This is a genomic window from Streptomyces sp. NPDC032745, from assembly GCF_055579465.1.
Genome location: NZ_JBVING010000002.1, coordinates 45,561 through 65,538, shown reverse-complemented (window position 1 = coordinate 65,538; position 19,978 = coordinate 45,561). Strand labels below are relative to the sequence as shown.

General features: G+C 72.8%; 20 protein-coding genes. 12 read left to right on the top strand and 8 right to left on the bottom strand.

Annotated elements, in window-relative coordinates:
• Positions 1-108: 108 nt before the first annotated feature.
• Positions 109-750, bottom strand: coding sequence for an RDD family protein (locus ACZ5WG_RS04695; RefSeq protein WP_468720630.1), 642 nt, complete (start codon positions 748-750; stop codon positions 109-111).
• Positions 751-1,109: 359 nt separating this feature from the next.
• Here ACZ5WG_RS04695 and ACZ5WG_RS04690 point away from each other — a divergent pair, with 359 nt between their 5' ends.
• Entirely contained in the window at positions 1,110-2,717 is a 1,608-nt protein-coding gene (locus ACZ5WG_RS04690; RefSeq protein ID WP_468720628.1) for a phospholipase D-like domain-containing protein, read from the top strand.
• Between the two features lie 213 nt (positions 2,718-2,930).
• On the top strand, positions 2,931-3,767 hold the full coding sequence (ddaH, locus tag ACZ5WG_RS04685; RefSeq protein WP_468720626.1) for a dimethylargininase: 837 nt from the start codon (positions 2,931-2,933) through the stop codon (positions 3,765-3,767).
• 55 nt (positions 3,768-3,822) lie between these two features.
• Here ddaH and ACZ5WG_RS04680 read toward each other — a convergent pair whose 3' ends face one another.
• The gene (locus ACZ5WG_RS04680; RefSeq protein ID WP_468720624.1) at positions 3,823-4,323 is read right to left on the bottom strand and encodes a hypothetical protein; all 501 of its coding nucleotides are present in this window, start codon (positions 4,321-4,323) and stop codon (positions 3,823-3,825) included.
• Between the two features lie 315 nt (positions 4,324-4,638).
• Here ACZ5WG_RS04680 and ACZ5WG_RS04675 point away from each other — a divergent pair, with 315 nt between their 5' ends.
• The 4 genes from ACZ5WG_RS04675 (at position 4,639) to ACZ5WG_RS04660 (ending at position 8,229) form a co-directional block, all read left to right on the top strand.
• Positions 4,639-5,751, top strand: coding sequence for an alpha/beta hydrolase (locus ACZ5WG_RS04675; RefSeq protein ID WP_468720622.1), 1,113 nt, complete (start codon positions 4,639-4,641; stop codon positions 5,749-5,751).
• A 62-nt stretch (positions 5,752-5,813) separates the two neighbouring features.
• Positions 5,814-7,037: a cytochrome P450 family protein gene (locus ACZ5WG_RS04670; RefSeq protein WP_468720620.1), complete on the top strand. Its 1,224-nt coding sequence runs from the start codon at positions 5,814-5,816 to the stop codon at positions 7,035-7,037.
• A 79-nt stretch (positions 7,038-7,116) separates the two neighbouring features.
• The gene (locus ACZ5WG_RS04665) at positions 7,117-7,365 is read left to right on the top strand and encodes a hypothetical protein (protein ID WP_468720618.1); all 249 of its coding nucleotides are present in this window, start codon (positions 7,117-7,119) and stop codon (positions 7,363-7,365) included.
• 171 nt (positions 7,366-7,536) lie between these two features.
• Positions 7,537-8,229 (top strand): RraA family protein, encoded by a 693-nt coding sequence (locus ACZ5WG_RS04660; protein ID WP_468720616.1) that lies wholly within the window; start codon positions 7,537-7,539, stop codon positions 8,227-8,229.
• Positions 8,230-8,280: 51 nt separating this feature from the next.
• On the opposite strand, the gene ACZ5WG_RS04655 is transcribed toward ACZ5WG_RS04660, so the two are convergent.
• Positions 8,281-9,828: an alpha/beta hydrolase gene (locus tag ACZ5WG_RS04655; RefSeq protein WP_468720614.1), complete on the bottom strand. Its 1,548-nt coding sequence runs from the start codon at positions 9,826-9,828 to the stop codon at positions 8,281-8,283.
• 388 nt (positions 9,829-10,216) lie between these two features.
• Between ACZ5WG_RS04655 and ACZ5WG_RS04650 the strand changes: the two genes are divergently transcribed.
• Positions 10,217-12,049 (top strand): Ig-like domain-containing protein, encoded by a 1,833-nt coding sequence (locus ACZ5WG_RS04650; RefSeq protein ID WP_468720612.1) that lies wholly within the window; start codon positions 10,217-10,219, stop codon positions 12,047-12,049.
• 78 nt (positions 12,050-12,127) lie between these two features.
• Positions 12,128-13,828 carry an AMP-binding protein gene (locus tag ACZ5WG_RS04645; RefSeq protein ID WP_468720610.1) on the top strand — a complete coding sequence of 567 codons (1,701 nt, stop codon included), beginning with the start codon at positions 12,128-12,130 and terminating at the stop codon, positions 13,826-13,828.
• Positions 13,829-13,873: 45 nt separating this feature from the next.
• Here the strand turns inward: ACZ5WG_RS04645 and ACZ5WG_RS04640 are convergent, their stop codons facing one another.
• Both ACZ5WG_RS04640 and ACZ5WG_RS04635 read right to left on the bottom strand, forming a co-directional pair.
• Positions 13,874-14,200: a putative quinol monooxygenase gene (locus ACZ5WG_RS04640; RefSeq protein ID WP_267001586.1), complete on the bottom strand. Its 327-nt coding sequence runs from the start codon at positions 14,198-14,200 to the stop codon at positions 13,874-13,876.
• Between the two features lie 103 nt (positions 14,201-14,303).
• Positions 14,304-15,047: an IclR family transcriptional regulator gene (locus tag ACZ5WG_RS04635; protein WP_468720609.1), complete on the bottom strand. Its 744-nt coding sequence runs from the start codon at positions 15,045-15,047 to the stop codon at positions 14,304-14,306.
• 117 nt (positions 15,048-15,164) lie between these two features.
• On the opposite strand from ACZ5WG_RS04635, the gene ACZ5WG_RS04630 reads away from it, so the two are divergent.
• Positions 15,165-15,863: a hemerythrin domain-containing protein gene (locus tag ACZ5WG_RS04630; protein ID WP_468720607.1), complete on the top strand. Its 699-nt coding sequence runs from the start codon at positions 15,165-15,167 to the stop codon at positions 15,861-15,863.
• Between the two features lie 8 nt (positions 15,864-15,871).
• Here ACZ5WG_RS04630 and cynR read toward each other — a convergent pair whose 3' ends face one another.
• Positions 15,872-16,759, bottom strand: coding sequence for a transcriptional regulator CynR (gene cynR / locus ACZ5WG_RS04625; RefSeq protein WP_468720606.1), 888 nt, complete (start codon positions 16,757-16,759; stop codon positions 15,872-15,874).
• Between the two features lie 124 nt (positions 16,760-16,883).
• Between cynR and ACZ5WG_RS04620 the strand changes: the two genes are divergently transcribed.
• Entirely contained in the window at positions 16,884-17,507 is a 624-nt protein-coding gene (locus tag ACZ5WG_RS04620) for a carbonic anhydrase (protein WP_468720604.1), read from the top strand.
• Positions 17,508-17,547: 40 nt separating this feature from the next.
• Positions 17,548-18,018, top strand: coding sequence for a cyanase (gene cynS / locus ACZ5WG_RS04615; RefSeq protein WP_468720603.1), 471 nt, complete (start codon positions 17,548-17,550; stop codon positions 18,016-18,018).
• On the opposite strand, the gene ACZ5WG_RS04610 is transcribed toward cynS, so the two are convergent.
• Positions 18,015-18,680: a winged helix-turn-helix domain-containing protein gene (locus ACZ5WG_RS04610; RefSeq protein ID WP_468720602.1), complete on the bottom strand. Its 666-nt coding sequence runs from the start codon at positions 18,678-18,680 to the stop codon at positions 18,015-18,017. The two genes, cynS and ACZ5WG_RS04610, sit on opposite strands and share 4 nt — an antisense overlap.
• On the opposite strand from ACZ5WG_RS04610, the gene ACZ5WG_RS04605 reads away from it, so the two are divergent.
• Positions 18,681-19,157 (top strand): aldo/keto reductase, encoded by a 477-nt coding sequence (locus ACZ5WG_RS04605; RefSeq protein ID WP_468720600.1) that lies wholly within the window; start codon positions 18,681-18,683, stop codon positions 19,155-19,157.
• An 80-nt stretch (positions 19,158-19,237) separates the two neighbouring features.
• Here the strand turns inward: ACZ5WG_RS04605 and ACZ5WG_RS04600 are convergent, their stop codons facing one another.
• A complete protein-coding gene (locus ACZ5WG_RS04600; RefSeq protein WP_468720599.1) occupies positions 19,238-19,876 on the bottom strand; it encodes a hypothetical protein in 639 nt (212 codons plus the stop codon).
• Positions 19,877-19,978 lie beyond the last annotated feature (102 nt).

Genomic DNA, 19,978 nt, shown 5'->3' with positions numbered 1-19,978 from the left:
AGGGCGGGGCCGCCGTGCTGCTCATCGGCGCCGCAAACGCACCGGCCCGGCAGCGGAGGGAGCTCCGCTGCCGGGCCGGGAGTGGGGGAGAAGGGGAGAGGGGCGGCCTCAGCCCTTGGGGACCGTGATGACGACGGTGCTGCACACCTTGTCGGCGAAGGTCTGCTTCTTCTCGTCCCACAGCGGCCACAGCCAGCCGACGTAGCAGGCGAGGCTGTCGAGCGCGTGGGCCAGCTTGCGGACGAACGCCATGCCGAAGCCGAGGGTGTTGCCGTCGGCCTCGCGGCGCACGCTGATGCCGAGGACCTTCTTGCCGATCGTCTGACCGGTGGAGCCCTCCTTGTACAGCTGGAAGACGGCCATGCCGATCGCGTACAGCACGCCGATCGTGAAGAAGATGCCGGGCTCGGCCGTGGCCGGGTTGTCGCTGCTGGCGAGGTCGATGAACCCCAGCGCGTACATCGGACCCGCGATGATCAGGAGGTCGAGCAGGTACGCGCCGAAGCGCTGGCCCCAGTGGGCGAGCGGCGGCATACCGGCGCCGGGCATGCCGGGCATCCCGGGCGGCGGGTACGCGCCGTACGGCGGCGGGGTCTGCTGCGGGTAGCCGTACTGCGGGGGGACGCCCTGCGGCGGCTGCTGCGGGTAGCCGTACTGCGGCGGCACACCCTGGGGGGCCTGCTGCGGGTAACCGGGCTGACCCTGCGGGGGCTGCTGGCCGTACGGGTTGTTCGGGTCGCCGAAGCTCATGGCGGAAACTCTCCGGTGTCGGAAACGGGGACGTAGCGCAACGATCGGAGGAACATCACCATATGGGCGGTTTTGCCCCCCTGAGCGGCCGCGATCTAGCGCGCATCATCGTGGTCGTTCCATCGACCACTTGTCCAATCCGGCCAGTTCGGTACGGGCGGTGAGCCCTGCGCCGGCTGCCGCGCCGACGTGGCCGAATCCGACGAGCGGGAATTCCGGGCGCTTCCGACCCGGTGGTAACTTCCGCGAGTTGATCTGGCCGGTCGCCCCCACGCGGCGACGGCGATCCCTCCTGCAAGGAAGTCACATTGCACCGCCATTCCCTTCCCCGCCCGCCAGCTCCCGCCACCCGCTGGGCGGTGTCCGCGGTCCTGCTGGCCCTGTTCACCGCCGGTCCGGCCTCGGCCGCTGCTGCGGCCGGCTCCGGGCCCGCCGCCACCCCGGCGCCCCACCTCGATGCGGTGGAGCAGACGCTCCGCCAGGTTTCCCCCGGCCTCGAAGGCCACGTGTGGGAACGCACCGGAGGCAACATCCTCGACGCCTCGACTCCCGGCGGCGCCGACTGGCTGCTGCAGACCCCGGGCTGCTGGGGCGACGACACCTGTGCTGCACGGCCGGGAACCGAGCGGCTCCTCTCGAAGATGACGGAGAACATCTCCCAGGCGACGCAGACCGTCGACATATCGACTCTCGCACCATTACCCGACGGCGCGTTCCAGGACGCCGTCGTGGCGGGTCTCAAGTCCTCGGCCGCGCGCGGGAACAAGCTCAAGGTGCGCGTCCTGGTCGGTGCCGCGCCGCTCTACCACCTGAACGTGATGCCGTCGAAGTACCGTGACGAGCTCGTCGCCAGGCTCGGCGCGGACGCCCGCAGCATCGACCTGAACGTCGCCTCGATGACGACCTCGAAGACGGCGTTCTCGTGGAACCATTCCAAGCTCCTCGTGGTCGACGGCCGGTCCGTGATCACCGGCGGCATCAACAGCTGGAAGGGCGACTACCTGGAGACCGCCCACCCGGTCGCCGACGTCGACCTCGCCCTGCGCGGGCCCGCCGCCGCGTCCGCCGGCCGCTACCTGGACGAGCTGTGGTCCTGGACCTGCCGGAACAAGGGGAACATCGCCAGCGTCTGGTTCGCCTCGTCCAACGGCGCCGGGTGCATGCCCACACTGGCGGAGGACGCCGCTCCCGCCACGCCCCCGGCCGTACCCCCGGCGGGCCCGGGCAACGTACCGGCGATCGCCGTCGGCGGACTCGGCGTCGGAATCAAGCGCAACGACCCGGCCTCGGCCTTCCGGCCCACCCTGCCGAGCGCACCCGACACCAAGTGCGTCGTCGGCCTGCACGACAACACCAACGCCGACCGCGACTACGACACGGTCAACCCGGAGGAGAGCGCCCTGCGGACGCTGATCTCCAGTGCGAACCGGCACGTCGAGATCTCCCAGCAGGACGTCAACGCGACCTGCCCGCCGCTGCCCCGCTACGACATCCGCGTCTACGACGCCCTCGCCGCGCGGATGGCCGCCGGTGTGAAGGTCCGCATCGTCGTCAGCGACCCCGCCAACCGCGGAGCCGTGGGCAGCGGAGGCTACTCGCAGATCAAGTCACTCTCGGAGATCAGCGACATCCTCCAGGGCCGCCTCGCCCTGCTGACCGGCGACCGGCGCACGGCCAAGGCCGCGATGTGCTCGAACCTCCAGCTGGCCACGTTCCGCAGCGCGCAGAGCCCGACGTGGGCGGACGGCCACCCGTACGCGCAGCACCACAAGGTGGTCTCCGTGGACGGCTCGGCCTTCTACATCGGCTCCAAGAACCTCTACCCGTCCTGGCTCCAGGACTTCGGCTACGTGGTGGAGAGCCCGACGGCGGCCGGGCAGCTCGACGCCCGGCTCCTGACCCCGCAGTGGCAGTACTCCAGCGCGACGGCCACGGTCGACCACGAACGCGGCATCTGCCCGGCCTGATCCACCGGACATGGCCCCTCCGCCCCCGGCGGCAGCTGCCGGGGGCGCAGGGGCGGCCGGGGCGGCTGCGCGGCGCCGGCGGGTGGAGCTCGTTCACTGCGCGCCCGCCGGCCGTGCCGCCTTCACCTGCCGTTCGCCCGGGGCCCGCAGGCTCAGCTCGAAAGCCCGCCCCTCACACCGGCCACCACCGTTGGCCCCCGCCCGGGAGCGACCATGAACTCTGCCCCGATCCCCTCCGCCCGGCAGCGCCAGAAGCGCCTGCGCCGGTACCTGATGTGCCGCCCCTCCCACTTCGAGGTGGTCTACGCGATCAACCCCTGGATGGACCCGGAGAAGCCGGTCGACGCCGACCTCGCCGTCCTCCAGTGGGAGCGGTTGCGCGAGCTGTACCGCGAGCTCGGGCACACCGTCGAGCTGATCGAGCCGGTGCCGGGCCTGCCCGACATGGTGTACGCCGCCAACGGGGCCACCGTCGTCGACGGCCGCGTGCTCGGCGCCCGCTTCCGCAACGCCGAGCGGATCCCCGAGGGGCCGGCGTACCTGGACTGGTTCCGCGAGCACGGCTTCACCGAGCTGCACGACCCGGAGTACGTCAACGAGGGGGAGGGCGACTTCCTGGTCACCGCCGGCTTCGTCCTGGCCGGCTACGGCTTCCGCAGCGACCAGCGCAGCCATCAGGAGGCGGAGGCGTTGTTCGGGCGGCCCGTCATCAGCCTGGAGCTGGTCGACCCGCGCTACTACCACCTCGACACGGCGCTCGCCGTCCTCGACGGTGACGAGATCATGTACCACCCGGAGGCCTTCGCCCCCGGCAGCCGCGCCCTCCTGGAGACGCTCTTCCCCGACGCGCTGCTCGTATCCGCCGAGGACGCCGCAGTATTCGGGCTGAACGCCGTCAGCGACGGCCTGAACGTGGTGCTTCCCGAGGCGGCCGAGGGGCTGGCCGGCCGGCTGCGCGAGCGCGGCTTCCACCCCATCGGCATGGACCTGTCCGAACTCCTCAAGGGCGGCGGCAGCGTCAAGTGCTGCACCCTCGAGATCCGGCCCTGACCCGCGTCGAAACCGGTGTGCCGCAGCCCCGGGCGGGGCTGCGGCGGGTGCGGGATCAGTGGAAGAGCATCGAGGCGTCGCCGGCCGCCGTCGTGACCGAGCCGGGGCACAGGAAGCTGCCCGAGGTCTTGGTCGCGGTGAAGGCCTGGTTGACGTACTTGCGGGTGGCGCCGTCACGGTTCCACGTGATGTTCGTGGCCTTGTAACGGCAGGATATGAAGCTCTGCTTGCCGGTGATGTCGATGGCGTCGGTCTTGGCGAGGCCTGCGGCGTCGTCGAAGGTGAACGCCGGGTTGTTGTTGAGGCCGGCCGTGATGCTGCCGTTGCAGCCGAGGTTGCCGCCCGGTGTGTTGACGGTGGTGCGGTCGACGCTCAGTGCGCTCGGGGGATCGGCGCTGGTGTGCGCGTTGGTCCACGTACAGGTGTTGCCGGCAACGACGATGACGCCGTCGAGCCGCTGGTCGGCCGTGGGGCCGAGGGCCGTCGCCGACGTCGCTCCGCCGACGATCACTGCTGCTGCCAGGGCGGTCACGCCCGGCCATGTCGAGATCTTCATCCTGTCGCTCCTCTTCGCCACGTCCTCGTGGGGTGTGAAGCGGGGCCTTGGGGGGCCTCGCCGGCGTGCACCCGGCCGTCGGGGGCGGTTTCCGTCATGGCCGGGGGAGAGAGCTTTCGAGACACGCCGGGGAAGGTCCCACAGGGACCTTGAAATGTCAGGCCCATGTCAAGAGATTGGCTGGATGGCTCCGGTCCCCGGGAACGGGGTGGAACGGATCGGCTCCGGTTGCTCTCTAGCCCTGTGCGCACGCACCGGCGGCGCCGCCGGACCTGCCGGTCCGTGCCGACACCACGCAGAGAGTTCCCCTGATCCGTGAGTCTGACAAGCAGCACGCTTCTGATCACCGTCTTACTCGCCACGGTGCTGGCCTTCGCGTCCGCCGTGTGGCTGTGGCCACGCCTCGGCGGCCGGGGCCGGCGGCCCGTGTTCGGCCGGGTCGGTGTGGTACTGGTGCTGCAGGTGCTGCTGCTCGCCTCGATCGGTCTCACGGCCAACCGGACCTTCCTGCTCTACGGTTCCTGGGCGGACCTGGCCGGCGTGGAACGGCCGATGCCCTCCATGGGTGAGGACGCGACCGCAGGCTCGGGGGTGCGGCTCCTCGGACGGCGGCCGACGGACGTGCCGGGCGGTGGAACACCGCACGTGGGCGGCGAGATCGAGAAGGTCACGGTGCAGGGCGAGCGGTCCAGGGCCGCAGTCCAGGCGTACGTGTACCTGCCGCCGGAGTACTTCCAGAAGGGGAACGAGAACAGGAAGTTCCCGGCCACCGTCGTGCTCACCGGATTCCCGGGGATGGCGGATAACCTGCTCAAGGGGCTGGACTACCCGAAGACGGCGTGGAAGCTCGCCAAGCAGAAGAAGATGCCACCGATGATCATGGTCATGATGCAGCCCTCGGTGGTGCCGACCCGCAACACGCAGTGCATCGACGTGCCGGGCGGCCCGCTCAGCGAGACCTTCTTCGGTACGGACCTGCCCAAGGCGATCTCCGGCGCCTACCGCGTCGGCACCTCGCCCTCGAGCTGGGCCATCATGGGGGATTCCACGGGGGGTTACTGCGCGCTGAAGGTCGCGCTGCAGCACCCGGAGAGCTATGCGGCGGGGGTGGGTCTGTCGGCGGACTACAAACCGGAGATAGACGCGGATTCGGGCGATCTGTTCCACGGGAACACCGCCGAGGAGAAACGATCCGACCTGCTGTGGAGCCTGGACAACCTGCCGCAGGGCAAGTCCTCGTTCCTGGTGGCGACCTCACAGCAGGGCGAGGGGAACTACAAGCCGACGCAGAAGTTCATCGAGAAGGTGAAGGCGCCGGCGCGCGTCTCGTCGATCACCCTCGACCACGGCGGGCACGGCTTCAACACGTGGCGGCGGGAGATCCCGCCCGCGATGCAGTGGCTCGGCGGCCGCATCGGTGCCGAGTGACCTCCGGCGCGCACCGGCCCCGCCACCGGCCATCACGATCAGACAAGGAAACAGGACAGGGCATGACCCGGAACGCAGCAACCACCACCACGCCACCCCTCCCGTGCCCGTTCGACGCCTCGTTCGCACGCGACCCCCACGCCGTCTACGCGCGCCTGCGGGCCACCGGGCCGGTGCACCGCGTCGCCCTGCCCGACGGCTCCCCGGTCTGGCTGGTCACCCACGCGTCGGACGTACGGGCCGGGCTCGCCGACCCGCGCCTCTCCGTCAACAAGCGCCATTCGACGACCGGGTTCAGCGGCTTCTCCCTCCCGCCGGCCCTCGACCGCAACCTCCTCAACATCGACCCGGAGGACCACCTGCGGCTGCGCCGCCTCGTGTCGAAGGGCTTCACCGCCCGGCACGTCGAGCTGCTGCGCGCCGGCGTCCAGGACTCCGTCGACGAGCTGACCACCCGGCTCGCCGACAGGATCGCCCGCTCCGGCGAGGCGGACCTGGTCGCCGAGTTCGCCAAACCGCTCCCGCTGCGGACCATCGGGGCACTGCTGCACGTACCCGCCCCCGACCAGGACCGGTTCTCCGACTGGGTCGCCACCATGCTCGCCCCGCGCTCGAAGGAGGACCTCGTGGCGGCCATCGGCCACGTCCACCGGTTCCTCGTCGACCTGGTGGCGCAGCGGCGCGCCCGCCCCGGCGACGACATGCTGTCGAGCCTGATCGCGGCGCGCGACGAGGAGGAGCGCCTCACCGAGGACGAGCTGGTCTCGCTCTCGTTCCTGATCCTCATGGCCGGCAGCGAGACCGTCCAGCACGTCGTCTCCGCCGGGGTCCTGACCCTGCTCACCCACCCGGACCAGCTCGCCGCCCTGCGCGCCGACCCCGCCCGGCTCCCCGAAGCCGTCGAGGAGCTGCTGCGGTACGCGGGCCCCAACCAGACGGCGATCCGCCGCTTCCCGACCGAGCCGGTGGAGATCGGCGGCGTCCGCATCCCGGCCGGCGACACGGTCCTGTTCTGCCTGGCCTCGGCACACCGCGACCCGGCCCGCTACCCGGACCCCGACCGCTTCGACATCGACCGGGAGGACAAGGCCCACCTCGCGCTCGGCCACGGGCTGCACTACTGTCTCGGCGCGCCGCTGGCCCGCCTGCAGATCACGCTCGCGCTGGGCGCGCTCCTCGAACGGCTGCCCGGGCTCCGGCCGGCCCGTCCGGTGGCGGAGCTCCCCTGGACGAGTACGTTCCGCTTCCATGCCCTGCGTGCTCTGCCGGTCACCGCGGACCTCTGAGGCCTCGGGGGTGTCCGGACGGCGGACGGGGCCGCGTCGTCCGGATGCGGCCCCGCCCGTCCCGGCGGAGGCTGGGCCCATGCACCATGCGCCGATCCTCGTCCACCCGGTCGCCCCCGCCGGCGGCCGCCGGGTCTCGCTGCGCGCCGACGGGCAGGACACGGTCCTCGGCACGGCCTTCAACGACGCCGACGTGATCGAGTTCCTGCGCCGGGCCGGCGTATCCGACCCCGACGAGGTGGTCCTCGGCAGCTCGGCGCTCGTCGAATGGCAGGGCGACGAGCCGCACACCTACGAGGCGGAGCCCTCGGACACCGACATCCCCTGACACCGACATCCCCTGACACCGGCATTTCCCTGACACCGACATCCAGCAACACAGACATCCCGCGACGCCGCACCCCGAACCCGGCGCCCCGGCCGGCCGGGAAGGCACCATGGAGGTGGTGGCTGACCCGAGCCGTCCGTTCGGTAGATCCGGGAAAGAAGGGGAGACGGCATGCTGAAGGCCTTCACCGACCTGTCCACGCCGCTCGTGGCCGATGCCTGCGTCCGCACCGGCGTGCCGCTGCGCGTCGCACCGCCGGGCATCCGCGCGGTACTGCCGGAGCACCGGCTCGCGGGACGCGCGCTCCCGGTGCGCCACTACGGCAGCGTCGACGTGTTCCTGGAGGCGTACGGATCCGCCGAGCCGGGCGACGTCCTGGTCATCGACAACGGCGGCCGGTCGGACGAGGCCTGCGTGGGCGACCTCGCCGTGCTCGAGGCCGAGACGGCGGGCGTGGCGGGCCTCGTGGTGTGGGGGCTGCACCGCGACACGCCCGAGCTGGCCGAGATCGGCCTGCCCGTGTTCAGCTACGGAAGCCACCCGCCCGGGCCGGTACGGCTGGACGAACGCGAGCCCGAGGCGCTGGTCACCGCCCGGTTCGGGCCGCATCTGGTGGGCGGCTGGGACTTCGTCTTCGGCGACGCGGACGGTGTGCTGTTCGTCGCCGCCGACCGGGTGGAGGAGGTGCTGGACACCGCGCTCCGGATCCGGGAGACCGAGCGCGAACAGGCCCGCCGGATCCGCTCGGGCGACACCCTGCGCAGCCAGACGGCGTTCGCCGACTACCTGGTGCTGCGCGAGGCCGACCCCTCGTACACCTTCCGCCGGCACCTGCGCCGGACCGGCGGCGCCATCGAGGAGTGACGGCGCCGCCGGACCCGCTGCGCGGACGGGCCGGTCACCCGGCTGCGCGGATCACCGCCGTGCCGCCGGGCACGTGGTGTCGCCGGCCGGCAGGGTGCCGTCCAGCAGATAGCCCTCGACGTGGGCGTCGACGCACGCGTTGCGGTTCTGGAACTGCACGTGGTCGCCGCCCTCGACGGTGACCAGGCGCGATCCCGCCAGCCCCCGGTGGGCGCGTACGGCGGCCTCGTAGTACGTCGCCGGGTCGTTCTTCGAGTTGAGCATCAGCACCGGCGGCAGCCCCTCGCCGGTGACCTTGATGCGCGGCGCCTTGGAACGCGGCCAGTTCGCGCAGACCCCCGCGAACGTCAACTCCCGTGCACCGGCGAGGGGGTGGGTCCGCGTGGCTTCGGCGCTCTCCTTCACCCAGTACCGGCTGTCGCGGTTCCACGGGGTGTCGCCGCAGGTGACCGCGAAGTAGTCGGCGACGAAGTCGGCGCCCATGACGTGCTTCAGCCGCCCGGCGACGGCCTTCCTCGTCTCCGCCGGTGCCTGCTCCGGATGTTCCAGGAAGCCGAGGAGCGAGGCGAGGTCCGCGAACTGGTCGGCGTTGTACAGGGCGCTCGTGGCCGCCGCGTCCAGGTGGTTGGGCGTGATGACGGTCCCCTCGACGTCCAGCGGCCGGTCGTGCAGCGCGGCCCGCAGCCGCTCGTACGAGGCCTGCGCCTCCTCGGGGGTGCGCCCCTGGTGGTACGTGGCGTCGTTCTTCGCGAGCCACGGCAGGAAGTCCTGCTCGAACCGGCGCTGGAAACTCATCGGCTGCCCCGTGAGGAAGGACTGCCAGTCCCCGGTGAAGTCGATGTTGCTGTCGAGGACGACCCGTTCCACGCGACGGGGGAACTCGGTCGCGTAGTACGCCCCGAGGAAGCTGGCGTACGAGGGCCCGTAGTACGAGATCCTCTCCGCCCCGAGCAGCTCCCGGTACAGGTCCATGTCGTGCACGGCCTGATCCGTGGTGATGTACGGCAGCAGTCCGCCCGAGTTGCGCTTGCAGTCCTGTACGAAGTCCCGGGCGCGGTCCAGGGTCTGCCGGACGGCGGCCGCCGACCGGTCGCGCAGATCGGCGCCGCCGAACATGGCGTCGACCTTGTCCTGGTCCGCGCAGACGACCTTCGTACTCGCGCCCACACCGCGCTGGTCGAAGCCGACGATGTCGTACGCGTCGGCCAGCTTCGGGCTGTACGAGGCGAGCCGGGCCGGCCGGGGGAGCCCCGAGGCCCCGGGGCCGCCGGCCGCCATCATGAGCACGCCCCGGCGCTTCGCCGGATCGGCCGCGCGGTGACGGGAGACCGCGATCGTCAGGTCCGGTCCGGAGTCGGGGTGGTACCAGTCCCGGGGGACGGACATCGCGGCGCACTCCAGTGAACCGCCCGGACAGGGCTGCCAGTCGAGCTGCTGGTGCAGATACCGGTCAGGCGTCCGCGGGCTCCCGCCGCCCGGAGCTCCGCCGCCCGCTCCCGCGGGCGCGGCGCTCGCGTGGCCGACGGGCAGGACGGCTGCGGCGAGCAGCCCGCAGGCGGCGGCCGCGAGCCATCGGGCAGGCTTCTTGAACACGTGCATGTCTGAACTCCCCCTGGGGTCCGGCAGGTCCCCTTGATCGTCCCGCCCCGGCCCCCCGCTCCTCGATACCACTGCCATCCGCATCGGGGGTGGCAGTAGTGCCACCCCCTCCCGGTCTCGGCCGGGTGCCCGCGCTGCTTCTCCAGCGGGTGGCCGGGGGAGAGGGCGTCCGCGATCCGGCAGGCCATCGTCTGCGCCGTGCTGCCCTCGGCCGCTTCGGGTATCCCACCGGCGAGCGGTCGGCGTCGGCGGGCCGACACCGTGCGCGGAGTCCGTAGCAGAACCGATACTTCACGCCCCTGTGACGTGTATCGCACGCAGCGCTACATTGCCCACGCCCCGTAGCTGCGGGGCGGTTCGGGCCGTACGGCGGGGGAGGGCATCGACGATGGGCTCTGGAGTTCTCGCGAAGCTGGGCGGTGCGATCACCGCCAAGACGGCCGCCGTGGCGGCCGCAGGCGCCCTGGTGGTGTCCGGCGCGGTGGGGGTCGGTGTGTGGGCGGTGGGCGGCGGACCGCAGCTGGCGGTCGTTCAGCGCAGTGTCTCGGTGTCGGTCGCTGCGCGCGGCGAGCAGGCCGCGGTCGCCCCGTGCCAGGCGCACGAGAAGGCGCTCGGCGGCGGGTACGCGATCACCGGCACCGGCTTCGCCACGAGCAGTCTCTTCGTGGGCGACGCGTGGCTGGCGGCCGCGTACAACCCGGACGACACGCCCGCCACGCTCACCTCGTACGCCCTGTGCATCAACGCGAAACCGGATTTCCTGGGCGGAGTCGACTGGACCGAGCAGGCGCACGCATTCCACGACCGGGGCAACAAGGTGACCGCCACCGGCGGTGCGATCATCCACGACCTCACGACCGATGGGCCGTTCGCGGACGCGGCCGAGCAGGCCACCGCCTGGCCCTCGTGTTCCGGCGACTTCACCCCGGTGGGCATCGAGTTCCGGGCGGGCCGCACCGTGTCGGGCCGCGCCGTCGCGCCGGTCCCGCTCGACAGCCTGACCACGAAGTCGTCGGGGGCCGGCGTCACCAAGCCCGTGCCCCGGGTCGCGCTCAACCCGGGCACCCGGCTGAGCACCGGCGTGTTCCCGCTCCGTTCGTCCGAGAACATCGTGCGCCAGACCCGGATCGAGGACCCGCAGCCACCGGAGTCGAACTACGCGGTCGCCGTCCGTCCGATCTGCGTCCGGCTGAAGAGCGTGTCCGTGGCCACCGTGAAGGTGGCGGTGGCCGCGGGCGGCAGCGCGGACATGGCCGTGTCCTGTCCGAAGGGGAAGCTGGTGGTCGGCGGCGGCTTCCAGTTCCCTGCCGACAACGAGAAGGGCGCCGCGGAGGCTCCGACACGCTTCTTCGGCGACGGCTGGCTGTACGCGCCGACCGACGCGCCGGCGGCCGGTGAGCCCTCGGGCCACAAGGTGAAGGCATGGCACGTCACCGGCAGGAACCAGCAGAAGGCCGGTCTCGACTACCACAACTCGGTCTGGATCGAGCACAGCGACCGCGAGACGCTCACCGGCAACGGCTACTTCGACACGCACGGCCGAGGTCCGGACGACCAGGCACTGCGCGTGTCGCCGGTGCCGGACAGCCAGGAGCTGGTCTCCAGCGCGGTCTGCGCCACGATCGACGCCAAGCCCACCGAGCCCGCCAAGGCCCCTTCGCCGCCCGCCGTCACCAGGCCGGAACCGCCGCACGCACTCGACCCGCTGCCGGGCCCGACGGGCGGCCCGGGCTCCGCGTCGCCCTCGGCCTCCGCCCCGACCCCCGGCGCCTCGCCCACGACGAGCCCGACCGCCCCGCCCGGTACGTCTCCCACGCCCGGCAGCCCCAACAGCCCGGGGACCCCGACGACGGGCGGCCCGAGCCGGCCGGCCACCCCGTCGCAGGGCAGTTCGCCGACCCGGCAGCAGCCGCAGGCCCCGACGGTGAGCATCCAGCAGCCCGCCGCCGGCGGACAACTGCGGCGCGGCTGCGAGGAGTCGTTCGCCGGGACGGCCCGGACCCGGCCGGGCAACCAGCCCGTCACCGACCCGCAGTACACGAGCTGGCGGATCAACGGGCCGAACGGGCCCGTGACCCTGGGCGCGGGAGCGTCGGGCCGCTTCCTCGTCCCCCTGCTGCCCGACGGAACGTACAAGCTGGTGTTCAGCGCCACCGATCCGGCGGGCGGACTCACCGGCAGCGCGGAAACCTCCGTCAGGATCGTCGGCTGCCTGCGCTGAACACAGAAGACGGAACGGGGGACACCCTTCGGGGGAACGGCGCCGCGAGGGTGGCCGGGGTTCCGGCCGGAGAGGATCATGAGGAGGGCGCCGGCCCGCCGGGCCCCGCCTCGCCACCGAGTCCAGGAGGTACGTGTGTCTGCCGCGTCGAGCACCGCGTCGTCGAGTTATGCATCCGGGGTCTTCGAAGTGCCGCTGCTGGGTGACACGATCGGCGAGAACCTGGACCGCACCGTCCGCCGGTTCCCCGAGCGCGACGCCCTCGTCGACCTCGCCGCCGGGCGCAGGTGGACGTACGCGGAGCTCGCCGCCGATGTCGACGCCCTCGCGCTGGGCCTGCTGGACCTGGGCATCGCGAAGGGGGACCGGGTCGGCATCTGGGCCCCGAACCGCGCCGAGTGGACGCTGGTGCAGTACGCCACCGCGAAGATCGGGGCGATCCTCGTCACCGTCAACCCGGCTTACCGCTCGCACGAGTTGGAGTACGTCCTGCGGCAGTCCGGGATCCGGCTGCTCGTCGCGGCGGAGCGCTTCAAGACCTCCGACTACGCCGGGATGATCGAGGAGGTGGCTCCGCACTGCCCGGAGCTGGAGTTCACGGTCCTGCTGGACGGACCGCGGTGGACGGCCCTGCTCGAGCAGGGCCGCCGGGGCGACCCGGCCGATCTCGTACGCGCGGGGGCCGAACTGAGCCCGGACGACCCGGTCAACATCCAGTACACCTCGGGAACCACCGGCTTCCCCAAGGGTGCGACCCTGTCGCACCACAACATCCTCAACAACGGCTTCTTCGTCGGCGAGTTGTGCCACTACACCGAGCAGGACCGGGTCTGCATCCCGGTGCCGTTCTACCACTGCTTCGGCATGGTCATGGGCAATCTCGCCTGCACCAGCCACGGTGCGGCGATGGTCATCCCGGCGCCGTCGTTCGACCCGGAGGCCACCCTCGCCGCGGTCGAGGCGGAGTCGTGCACCTCCCTGTACGGGGTGCCCACGATGTTCATCGCCGAGCTGGCCGCACCGGGATTCGCCGCGTACGACCTGTCCAGCCTGCGTACGGGGATCATGGCGGGCTCGCCCTGCCCCGTCGAGGTGATGAAGGAGGTCATCGACCGGATGGGCATGCGCGAGGTCTCCATCTGCTACGGGATGACGGAGACCTCGCCGGTCTCGACGCAGACCCGCGCCGACGACTCGGTCGAGCGCCGGGTGTCCACCGTCGGCCGCGTCGGACCGCACCTGGAGGTCAAGGTGGTCGATCCGCAGTCCGGGCGGACCGTGCCCCGCGGCGAGCCGGGGGAGCTGTGCACCCGCGGCTACTCGGTGATGCTCGGCTACTGGGGCGAGCCGGAGCGCACCGCCGAAGCCGTCGACGCGGCGCGCTGGATGCACACCGGCGACCTGGCGGTGATGGACGAGGACGGCTATCTGAGCATCACCGGCCGCATCAAGGACATGGTGATCCGCGGCGGGGAGAACGTGTACCCGCGGGAGATCGAGGAGTTCCTCCACGCCCATCCGGACGTGCTGGACGTCCAGGTCATCGGCGTCCCGGACCCCAAGTACGGGGAGGAGCTGATGGCGTGGCTGCGGATGCGCGGGGGAGCGGAGCCGCTGACCGCGGCCGCCGTCCGCGCCTTCTGCGAGGGCCGGCTGGCCCATTTCAAGATTCCGCGGTACGTGCACGTCGTGGACGAGTTCCCGATGACGGTGACCGGGAAGATCCGCAAGGTCGAGATGCGTGAGGCGGCGGCCCGGCTGCTGGAACTCTCCTCCTGAGCGGCCTCGGGGAGGCGGCTCGGCGGCCGGGCCGGCCGGCGCGGTTCAGTTACGGGGGGACAGCTCGGCCATGGCGCTCCAGCCCTGGCCGGGCACCTCGACGTGGATGATCTCCGGCGTGCCGGCGATGGCGCCCGCGAGGGTCTCCATTCCGGCCTTGAAGTGGTCGGACGCGACGTGCGCGGCGCCCGCCTCGGCGTCGGTGAAGGCTTCCAGCAGCGTGTACTTGTTGGGGTCGTCGACGCTGCGCGACCAGTCGTAGAAGAGGTTGCCCGGCTCGTTGCGGGTGGCCCGGGTGAACTCGTCGACGAGGGTGAGCCAGTTGTCGCTGTGCTCCGGACGGACGTCGAACCTGACGGCGATGAAGATCATGCCGACCAGCCTGGCAGGCCGCCGCGGGCCGCGCATCCCCATCGCGCCGTATTTCCGGCAGGGTCGGAAATCCCGGCGCGCCCCGGCGCCCGCCGGTCGGCCGTCAGACGCAGTCCGCCACGGCCTGCGCGAGCGCGGTGCGGATCTCCTGCGGGCGCCGCCGGAACTCCCCGGTCGGCAGCGACACCGACAGGGCGTGCACCGCGTCGCCGTCGTCGCCGCGCCCGCGCGGCAGGGCGACGGCCAGGCAGGTGTACGAGGGATCGGCCTCCCCGACGGAGAGGGCGAAGCCCTGCCCACGGACCCGGGACAGCTCCGCCTCCAGCAGCTCGGCGCTGGTGATGGTGGCCCGGGTCAGCCGGGCCATTCCGTGCTCGGCCAGGTACCGACGCCGCAACGGCCGGGGCAGCTCGGCGAGCAGGGCCTTGCCGTGTGCGGTGGCGTGCGCCCGGGTCTCCCGCCCGGGGGTGAACGGGTTCGCCGCGTCCGTGACCGGGGCGGTGGTGTCGAGGACGGTGATCAGGCCGCCCCGGTAGGCGGTGTGGTACGCCTCGGCGCCGGTGGCGCGGCGCAGCCGGGTCAGCAGATCGGCCATGCGCGGCGCGGGCTCCAGCTGCCGCAGGAGGCTCCGGTGCAGCCCGGGAACGCGCGGTCCCAGCACGTATCCCTGCGCGGTGCGGGCGAGGTACCCGCGTTCGGTCAGCGGGGCCAGCAGGTGGTAGGCGGTGGACAGGGAGCACTCCGTCCGGCGTGCCAGCGCCTTGGCGCTGACCGGCCCGGCCGCGTCGGCGACGGCGTCGAGGATCGCCAGCGCGCGGTCGACGGACTGCGGACCGGTGGACGGCATGGCGGGTTCTCCCGAGGTGGTGACGGCACGGATCCCTCGACCCTACGGCGTGTCCTCGCGGGCGGCGTTCATCGAACGTTGACCGTACGCAGAGAGGGGGCGCGCACAGTGGTGCGTATGGACAGCGAACACGGCACCCCCGCGAGGCGGTACGACCCTGCGGCGGCTGCGGACCTCACCGGCATCCGGCTCGCCCACCGCGCGATCCTGGCCGACATCGAGCGCCTCGCCCGGCTGCTCGCCGCTCTCGCCGCGGCCGCGGAACCGGCCGGGCCCGCGCGGGCGGAGGCCGTCGCCCGGTACGTGCACCGCTACCACTCCGTCGTACGCGGCCACCACCGCGGCGAGGACGAGATCCTGTGGCCGGTGGTGCTGGACGCCGTGCCCGACGCGGCCGACGCGGTGGCCGGCATCGTGCGCTTCCTCCACGACCACGAGGCGCTCGACGCGCTCCAGGCCGCCTGCGACGCGGCCGCGGACCGCTTCGCCGCCGAGCCCGGCCGCCACGCCCGGCGGTTGGCCGGGCTCCTCGCCGACCAGCGGGATCTGCTGGCCGAGCACATCGAAGCCGAGGAGCAGCACGTGTTCCCGGTCATCGCCGCCCGGGTGCCCGGCGCAGCTTACGCCGCCGCGGAGGCGCGCATCCGCAGCGCCGACCGTTCCGCGGACCCGGCGTGGGCCCGCGCGTGGCTGCTGAGTCACGCCACCGAGGACGAGGCCCGCCGTCTGCTGCCCGGCCCCGCCGAGGACCCGGCCATCCTGGAACCCCTGCTACGGGCGTACGCCGCCGAAGTGGCGCTGGTATTCGCGGCCTGACCACGGTTTCAGCCGTCGGCCCACTGCCGGGCCAGCGAGGTGAAGGCGCGGGAGGCGGCGCTCTCGTACGCGCTCTCCCGGCGCAGGAGGACCACGGTCCGCGCGGGGAGAGCGGGGGCGAGGGGGACGGGGTACAGCGGGGTGTGGTCGCGGGTGACGGCGTCGGGGAGCACCGTGGCGAGCCCGGTGCGCCGGACGATCTCGGTGAGGGCGCTGATGGAGTTGGCCTCCACCGCGATCGGCGGTTCGACCCGGTGCCGGTGGAAGTACGCGTCGATGTGGGCCCGGGTCGCGAAGTCGCCGCTGAGCAGCGCGAGCGGGCACGCGGCGAGTTCCGGCACCGGCAGGGGCTCGGTACGGCCGGCGTGCGGGTGGGCCGGGCCGACCACCAGGCCGAGGGACTCGGTGAACAGGTCGGTGGCGCCGACGCCGGGCAGGTGCGCGCCCTGGAAGGCGATCCCCAGGTCCACGGCATCGGCCAGCAGCGCCGACTCCAGCCGACCCTGCGTCATCTCCTTGACGTTCAGGGTGATTCCGGGGTGCCGGGCATGGAGTTCCGCGGCCAGCGGGCCCAGCAGGTACGCGGTGAACGTCGGCGTCATGGCGAGGCGCAGGCTGCCGCGGGAGAGGTCCGCCACGTCCAGGACGGCCCGCTCGGCGGCGGCCAGGTCCTGGAGTGCGCGGCGCGCGTACGGGAGGAATGTCGCGCCCGCGTCGGTCAGGCGTACGGCGCGCCCCGTACGGTCCAGCAGCCGGCTCCCCACGGTCCGCTCCAGCTGCTTGATCTGCTGTGACAGCGTGGGCTGCGAGATGTGCAGCTCCTCGGCGGCGCGGGTGAAGCTGCCGTGTTCGGCCACGGCCAGCAGATAGCGGAGATGGCGCAGTTCCAGAGGCATGAGCACCACTATAGATCGCACCAATAACGATCATGAATATTGCGTCTTGGACACTATAGGTACAGGTCATGCAGGGTGGATCTCGTCAGCCCGACCAGGGCAGGCACCACCGAAGGGAGTGACCGTGCAAGACCTCGCCGAGGGCGTCGCGCACTTTCAGCAGGACGTCTTCCCGGCCAAGGCGGAGCTCTTCGCCCGCCTGGCGACCACCCACCGGCCGCAGACGCTCTTCATCAGCTGCTCCGACGCCCGCGTCGTCCCGGAGCTGATCACCCAGCGGGAGCCGGGCGAGCTGTTCGTCATCCGGACCGCCGGCAACCTCGTACCGGCTCATGCGGCCGCCGGCGACGGCGCCGACGGCGCCGACGGCGCCAACGGCACCGACGGGGTCGCTGCCAGCATCGAGTACGCGCTCGCCGTCCTGGGCGTCCGCGACATCGTGGTCTGCGGACACTCCGCCTGTGGCGCCATGACCGCGCTCGCGGCCGGCCAGGACCTCGCGGACCTGCCCGCCATCGCCGGCTGGCTGCGCCACGCGGCGCCCACCGGGGCGCCGCGAGGCGAGGTCGAGGTCCTGATCCGGAACAACGTCGCCGCGCAGCTCGCGAACCTCGCCACGCACCCCGCGGTCGCCCGCGCCCTGGCCGCGGACGCCGTCACCCTGCACGGCTGGGTCTACGACATCCCCACCGGGACGGTCGAGCGGATCGACCCCGCCACCGGCCGGTCCGCCGCCCTCGCGGCCTGATCCGCCCCTCCCGCCACTCCACCCTGAAAGGGAACCTACCGTGATCCACGCCCAGTTCGACCCCGCCGCCCGTCAGGCCCTGGCCAACGCCGCCGTCGCGGCCAAGATCCGCAAGGACCTCACCTGGCAGCAGATCGCCGACGCGGCCGGCCTGTCGGTCGCCTTCGTCACCGCCGCGGTGCTGGGCCAGCACCCCCTGCCGGCCGCCTCCGCGGAGGCCGTCGCCGAGCTGCTGGGCCTCGACGCCGAGGCCGCGCTGCTCCTGCAGACCATCCCGACCCGGGGCTCGATCCCCGGCGGCATCCCGGCCGACCCGACCGTCTACCGCTTCCACGAGATGCTGCAGGTGTACGGCACCACCCTCAAGGCCCTGGTCCACGAGCAGTTCGGCGACGGCATCATCAGTGCGATCAACTTCAAGCTGGACGTCAGGAAGGTCGCGGACCCCGAAGGCGGCGAGCGCGCCGTCATCACCCTCGACGGCAAGTACCTCCCCACCAAGCCGTTCTAGGCGCAGGAGCCGAGGAGCGTCTCGGCCACCGCGGTGCGGGCGTACAGCACCGAGCGGCCCGCCCGGTGCGCGCTGACCAGGCCCGCGTCGCGGAGCGCGGTCAGGTTCCGGGACACCCCGGCCGCCGAGAGCCCCGTACGGCGGGCCAGCTCGGTGGTGGAGGCGGGCGCCTCGAGCTCGGTCAGCAGCAGGGTCCGCGAACGGCCGAGCACGGCGGCAAGGGCCTCGGACTTCCCGGTCGGCGGCCGCGACGCCCACAGCGCGCCCACCCCGCGCGCCGGATAGGCGAGCTGCGGCGGATCCGGCGGCGTCATCCGGGTCAGCAGGCCGGGCCCGAGGAAGGCCGAGGGAACCAGCAGCAGCCCCCGGCCCGCCGTCTCCCGGGACAGGGGCCGGGTCCGGCGCACCAGCCGCAGGGCGTTGTCGTCCCACTGCACCGCGCTGTGCAGCTCGTTGATGACGTGGCCGGCGCCCTGCTCGGCCGCCTGCCGGGCCCGGTGGAAGACATCGGCCTCCAGCACCGAGCGGATCCGGGCCCAGTACGGGGCGAGCGCGAGCTTCCAGTACGCCTCGAGCTCCTCCGCCAGCCGGGGCAGCCGGGCCTGCGGGTCCGTGTGCCGGGCCCGTGCCCGGGGGCCGAGCGGGCCCTGGTGGTAGCGCAAGTGGTCGAGGTTGCGGCGGACCGGGTCGGCGGGAGCGGCCAGGAGCCCGGCCAGCTCCGCCGTCAGGGCGGGGGCCGGTCCGGCGGGCGCGGGGTCGCCGAGGTCCGGGCCATCGCGCCGGTGGTCTGCGTACAGAACCTGTACGGGCTCGGCGCCCGGCCCGAGCAGGAGGCGTTCCTGCGCACCTGCGGCGAGCAGGGCGTGGCGTTCGTGCCGTTCTACTCGATCGCCGGTACGGGACGCGAAGCGGGCACGAGCGGCGCCGAACACCCGCAGGTGCTCGCCGTGGCCCGCGCCCACGGGGTGGGCCCCGCCGAGATCCGGCCGGCCTGGACCCTGCACCGCGGAGCGCACGTCCTGGCCATCCCCGGAACCGGCAACCCGGACCACCTCACCGCCAACGTGGCCGCCGGCGCCCTGCGCCTCCGTGCCGAGGACCTCGCCGTGCTGGACTCGCTGCACTCCGAGGGAGCGTGACGGCGGACACCCGCCGGGGCAGAGCGACCGCCGGATCGCCGTCCGTCCCGCCGGGGCGGAACGGACGGCCGGTTGCCCGGTCAGCGGGGACCGAGCGGTCCCTTTCCGGCAACGGTGTTGCCGGTGACCGTGCCGTCGGCGCCGGCCAGGGTCACGGCGTGCCGGACCCCGTCGGGACCGAGGACCACGGCGAGCCAGGCGCTGCCGCCGCCCTGCTGCGCGACGGCGCGCAGCGACTCGAGCTTGCCGCCCTCCACGGCGGCCGTCGCCTTCTCGACGGCCTGGGCCGCCGACAGCGCGGGCAACGGCACCGGGGCGCCCTTGGCGGACCCGTCCACCCGGCCTCCCGGACCGCGGGATCCCGGTCCACGGCCCGGGAGGCCGCGGTCGCCGTCGACGACCTCCGGCTCGGCGCCCTTGTGCAGCTTCGGGCCCATCGGGCCCTCAGCCGGCTTCCCCGCACGGCCGTGCTCGCGGACCTTGGCGACGAAGCCGTCCCGCATGTGCTCCCGGTGGCCGTGCTCGGCAGCCGCCACCGCTGCCGCCCCGCCGCCGATCAGGACGACCAGCCCGAGGGCGACCCATCGCGTACGCCCCTCACGGGCCAGCCGGACCAGCCGGCCGCGGCGACCGGCCGCCGTACCGGTCGCGGTCGCGTCGGCCTTGGCCTCGCCCGGGGCCGCGGGCGGCTCGGGGGGCTGGGGACTGGACTGAGTCATCGGCATGCTCCTCGCGTTCTCCGAGCACCCTGCCCGGCTCGGCAGATCCTGCGCGCCGGATGCTGAAGCCCCGCTGAAGCCACCTGAAGACCTCTTCAGCAA

Coding starts and splice junctions, on each gene's coding strand:
- ACZ5WG_RS04695 (WP_468720630.1), bottom strand. CDS start 750: ATGAGCTTCGGCGACCCGAACAACCCGTACGGCCAGCAGCCCCCGCAG.
- ddaH (WP_468720626.1), top strand. CDS start 2,931: ATGAACTCTGCCCCGATCCCCTCCGCCCGGCAGCGCCAGAAGCGCCTG.
- ACZ5WG_RS04680 (WP_468720624.1), bottom strand. CDS start 4,323: ATGAAGATCTCGACATGGCCGGGCGTGACCGCCCTGGCAGCAGCAGTG.
- ACZ5WG_RS04670 (WP_468720620.1), top strand. CDS start 5,814: ATGACCCGGAACGCAGCAACCACCACCACGCCACCCCTCCCGTGCCCG.
- ACZ5WG_RS04665 (WP_468720618.1), top strand. CDS start 7,117: ATGCACCATGCGCCGATCCTCGTCCACCCGGTCGCCCCCGCCGGCGGC.
- ACZ5WG_RS04660 (WP_468720616.1), top strand. CDS start 7,537: ATGCTGAAGGCCTTCACCGACCTGTCCACGCCGCTCGTGGCCGATGCC.
- ACZ5WG_RS04655 (WP_468720614.1), bottom strand. CDS start 9,828: ATGCACGTGTTCAAGAAGCCTGCCCGATGGCTCGCGGCCGCCGCCTGC.
- ACZ5WG_RS04650 (WP_468720612.1), top strand. CDS start 10,217: ATGGGCTCTGGAGTTCTCGCGAAGCTGGGCGGTGCGATCACCGCCAAG.
- ACZ5WG_RS04645 (WP_468720610.1), top strand. CDS start 12,128: ATGAGGAGGGCGCCGGCCCGCCGGGCCCCGCCTCGCCACCGAGTCCAG.
- ACZ5WG_RS04640 (WP_267001586.1), bottom strand. CDS start 14,200: ATGATCTTCATCGCCGTCAGGTTCGACGTCCGTCCGGAGCACAGCGAC.
- ACZ5WG_RS04635 (WP_468720609.1), bottom strand. CDS start 15,047: ATGCCGTCCACCGGTCCGCAGTCCGTCGACCGCGCGCTGGCGATCCTC.
- ACZ5WG_RS04630 (WP_468720607.1), top strand. CDS start 15,165: ATGGACAGCGAACACGGCACCCCCGCGAGGCGGTACGACCCTGCGGCG.
- cynR (WP_468720606.1), bottom strand. CDS start 16,759: ATGCCTCTGGAACTGCGCCATCTCCGCTATCTGCTGGCCGTGGCCGAA.
- ACZ5WG_RS04600 (WP_468720599.1), bottom strand. CDS start 19,876: ATGACTCAGTCCAGTCCCCAGCCCCCCGAGCCGCCCGCGGCCCCGGGC.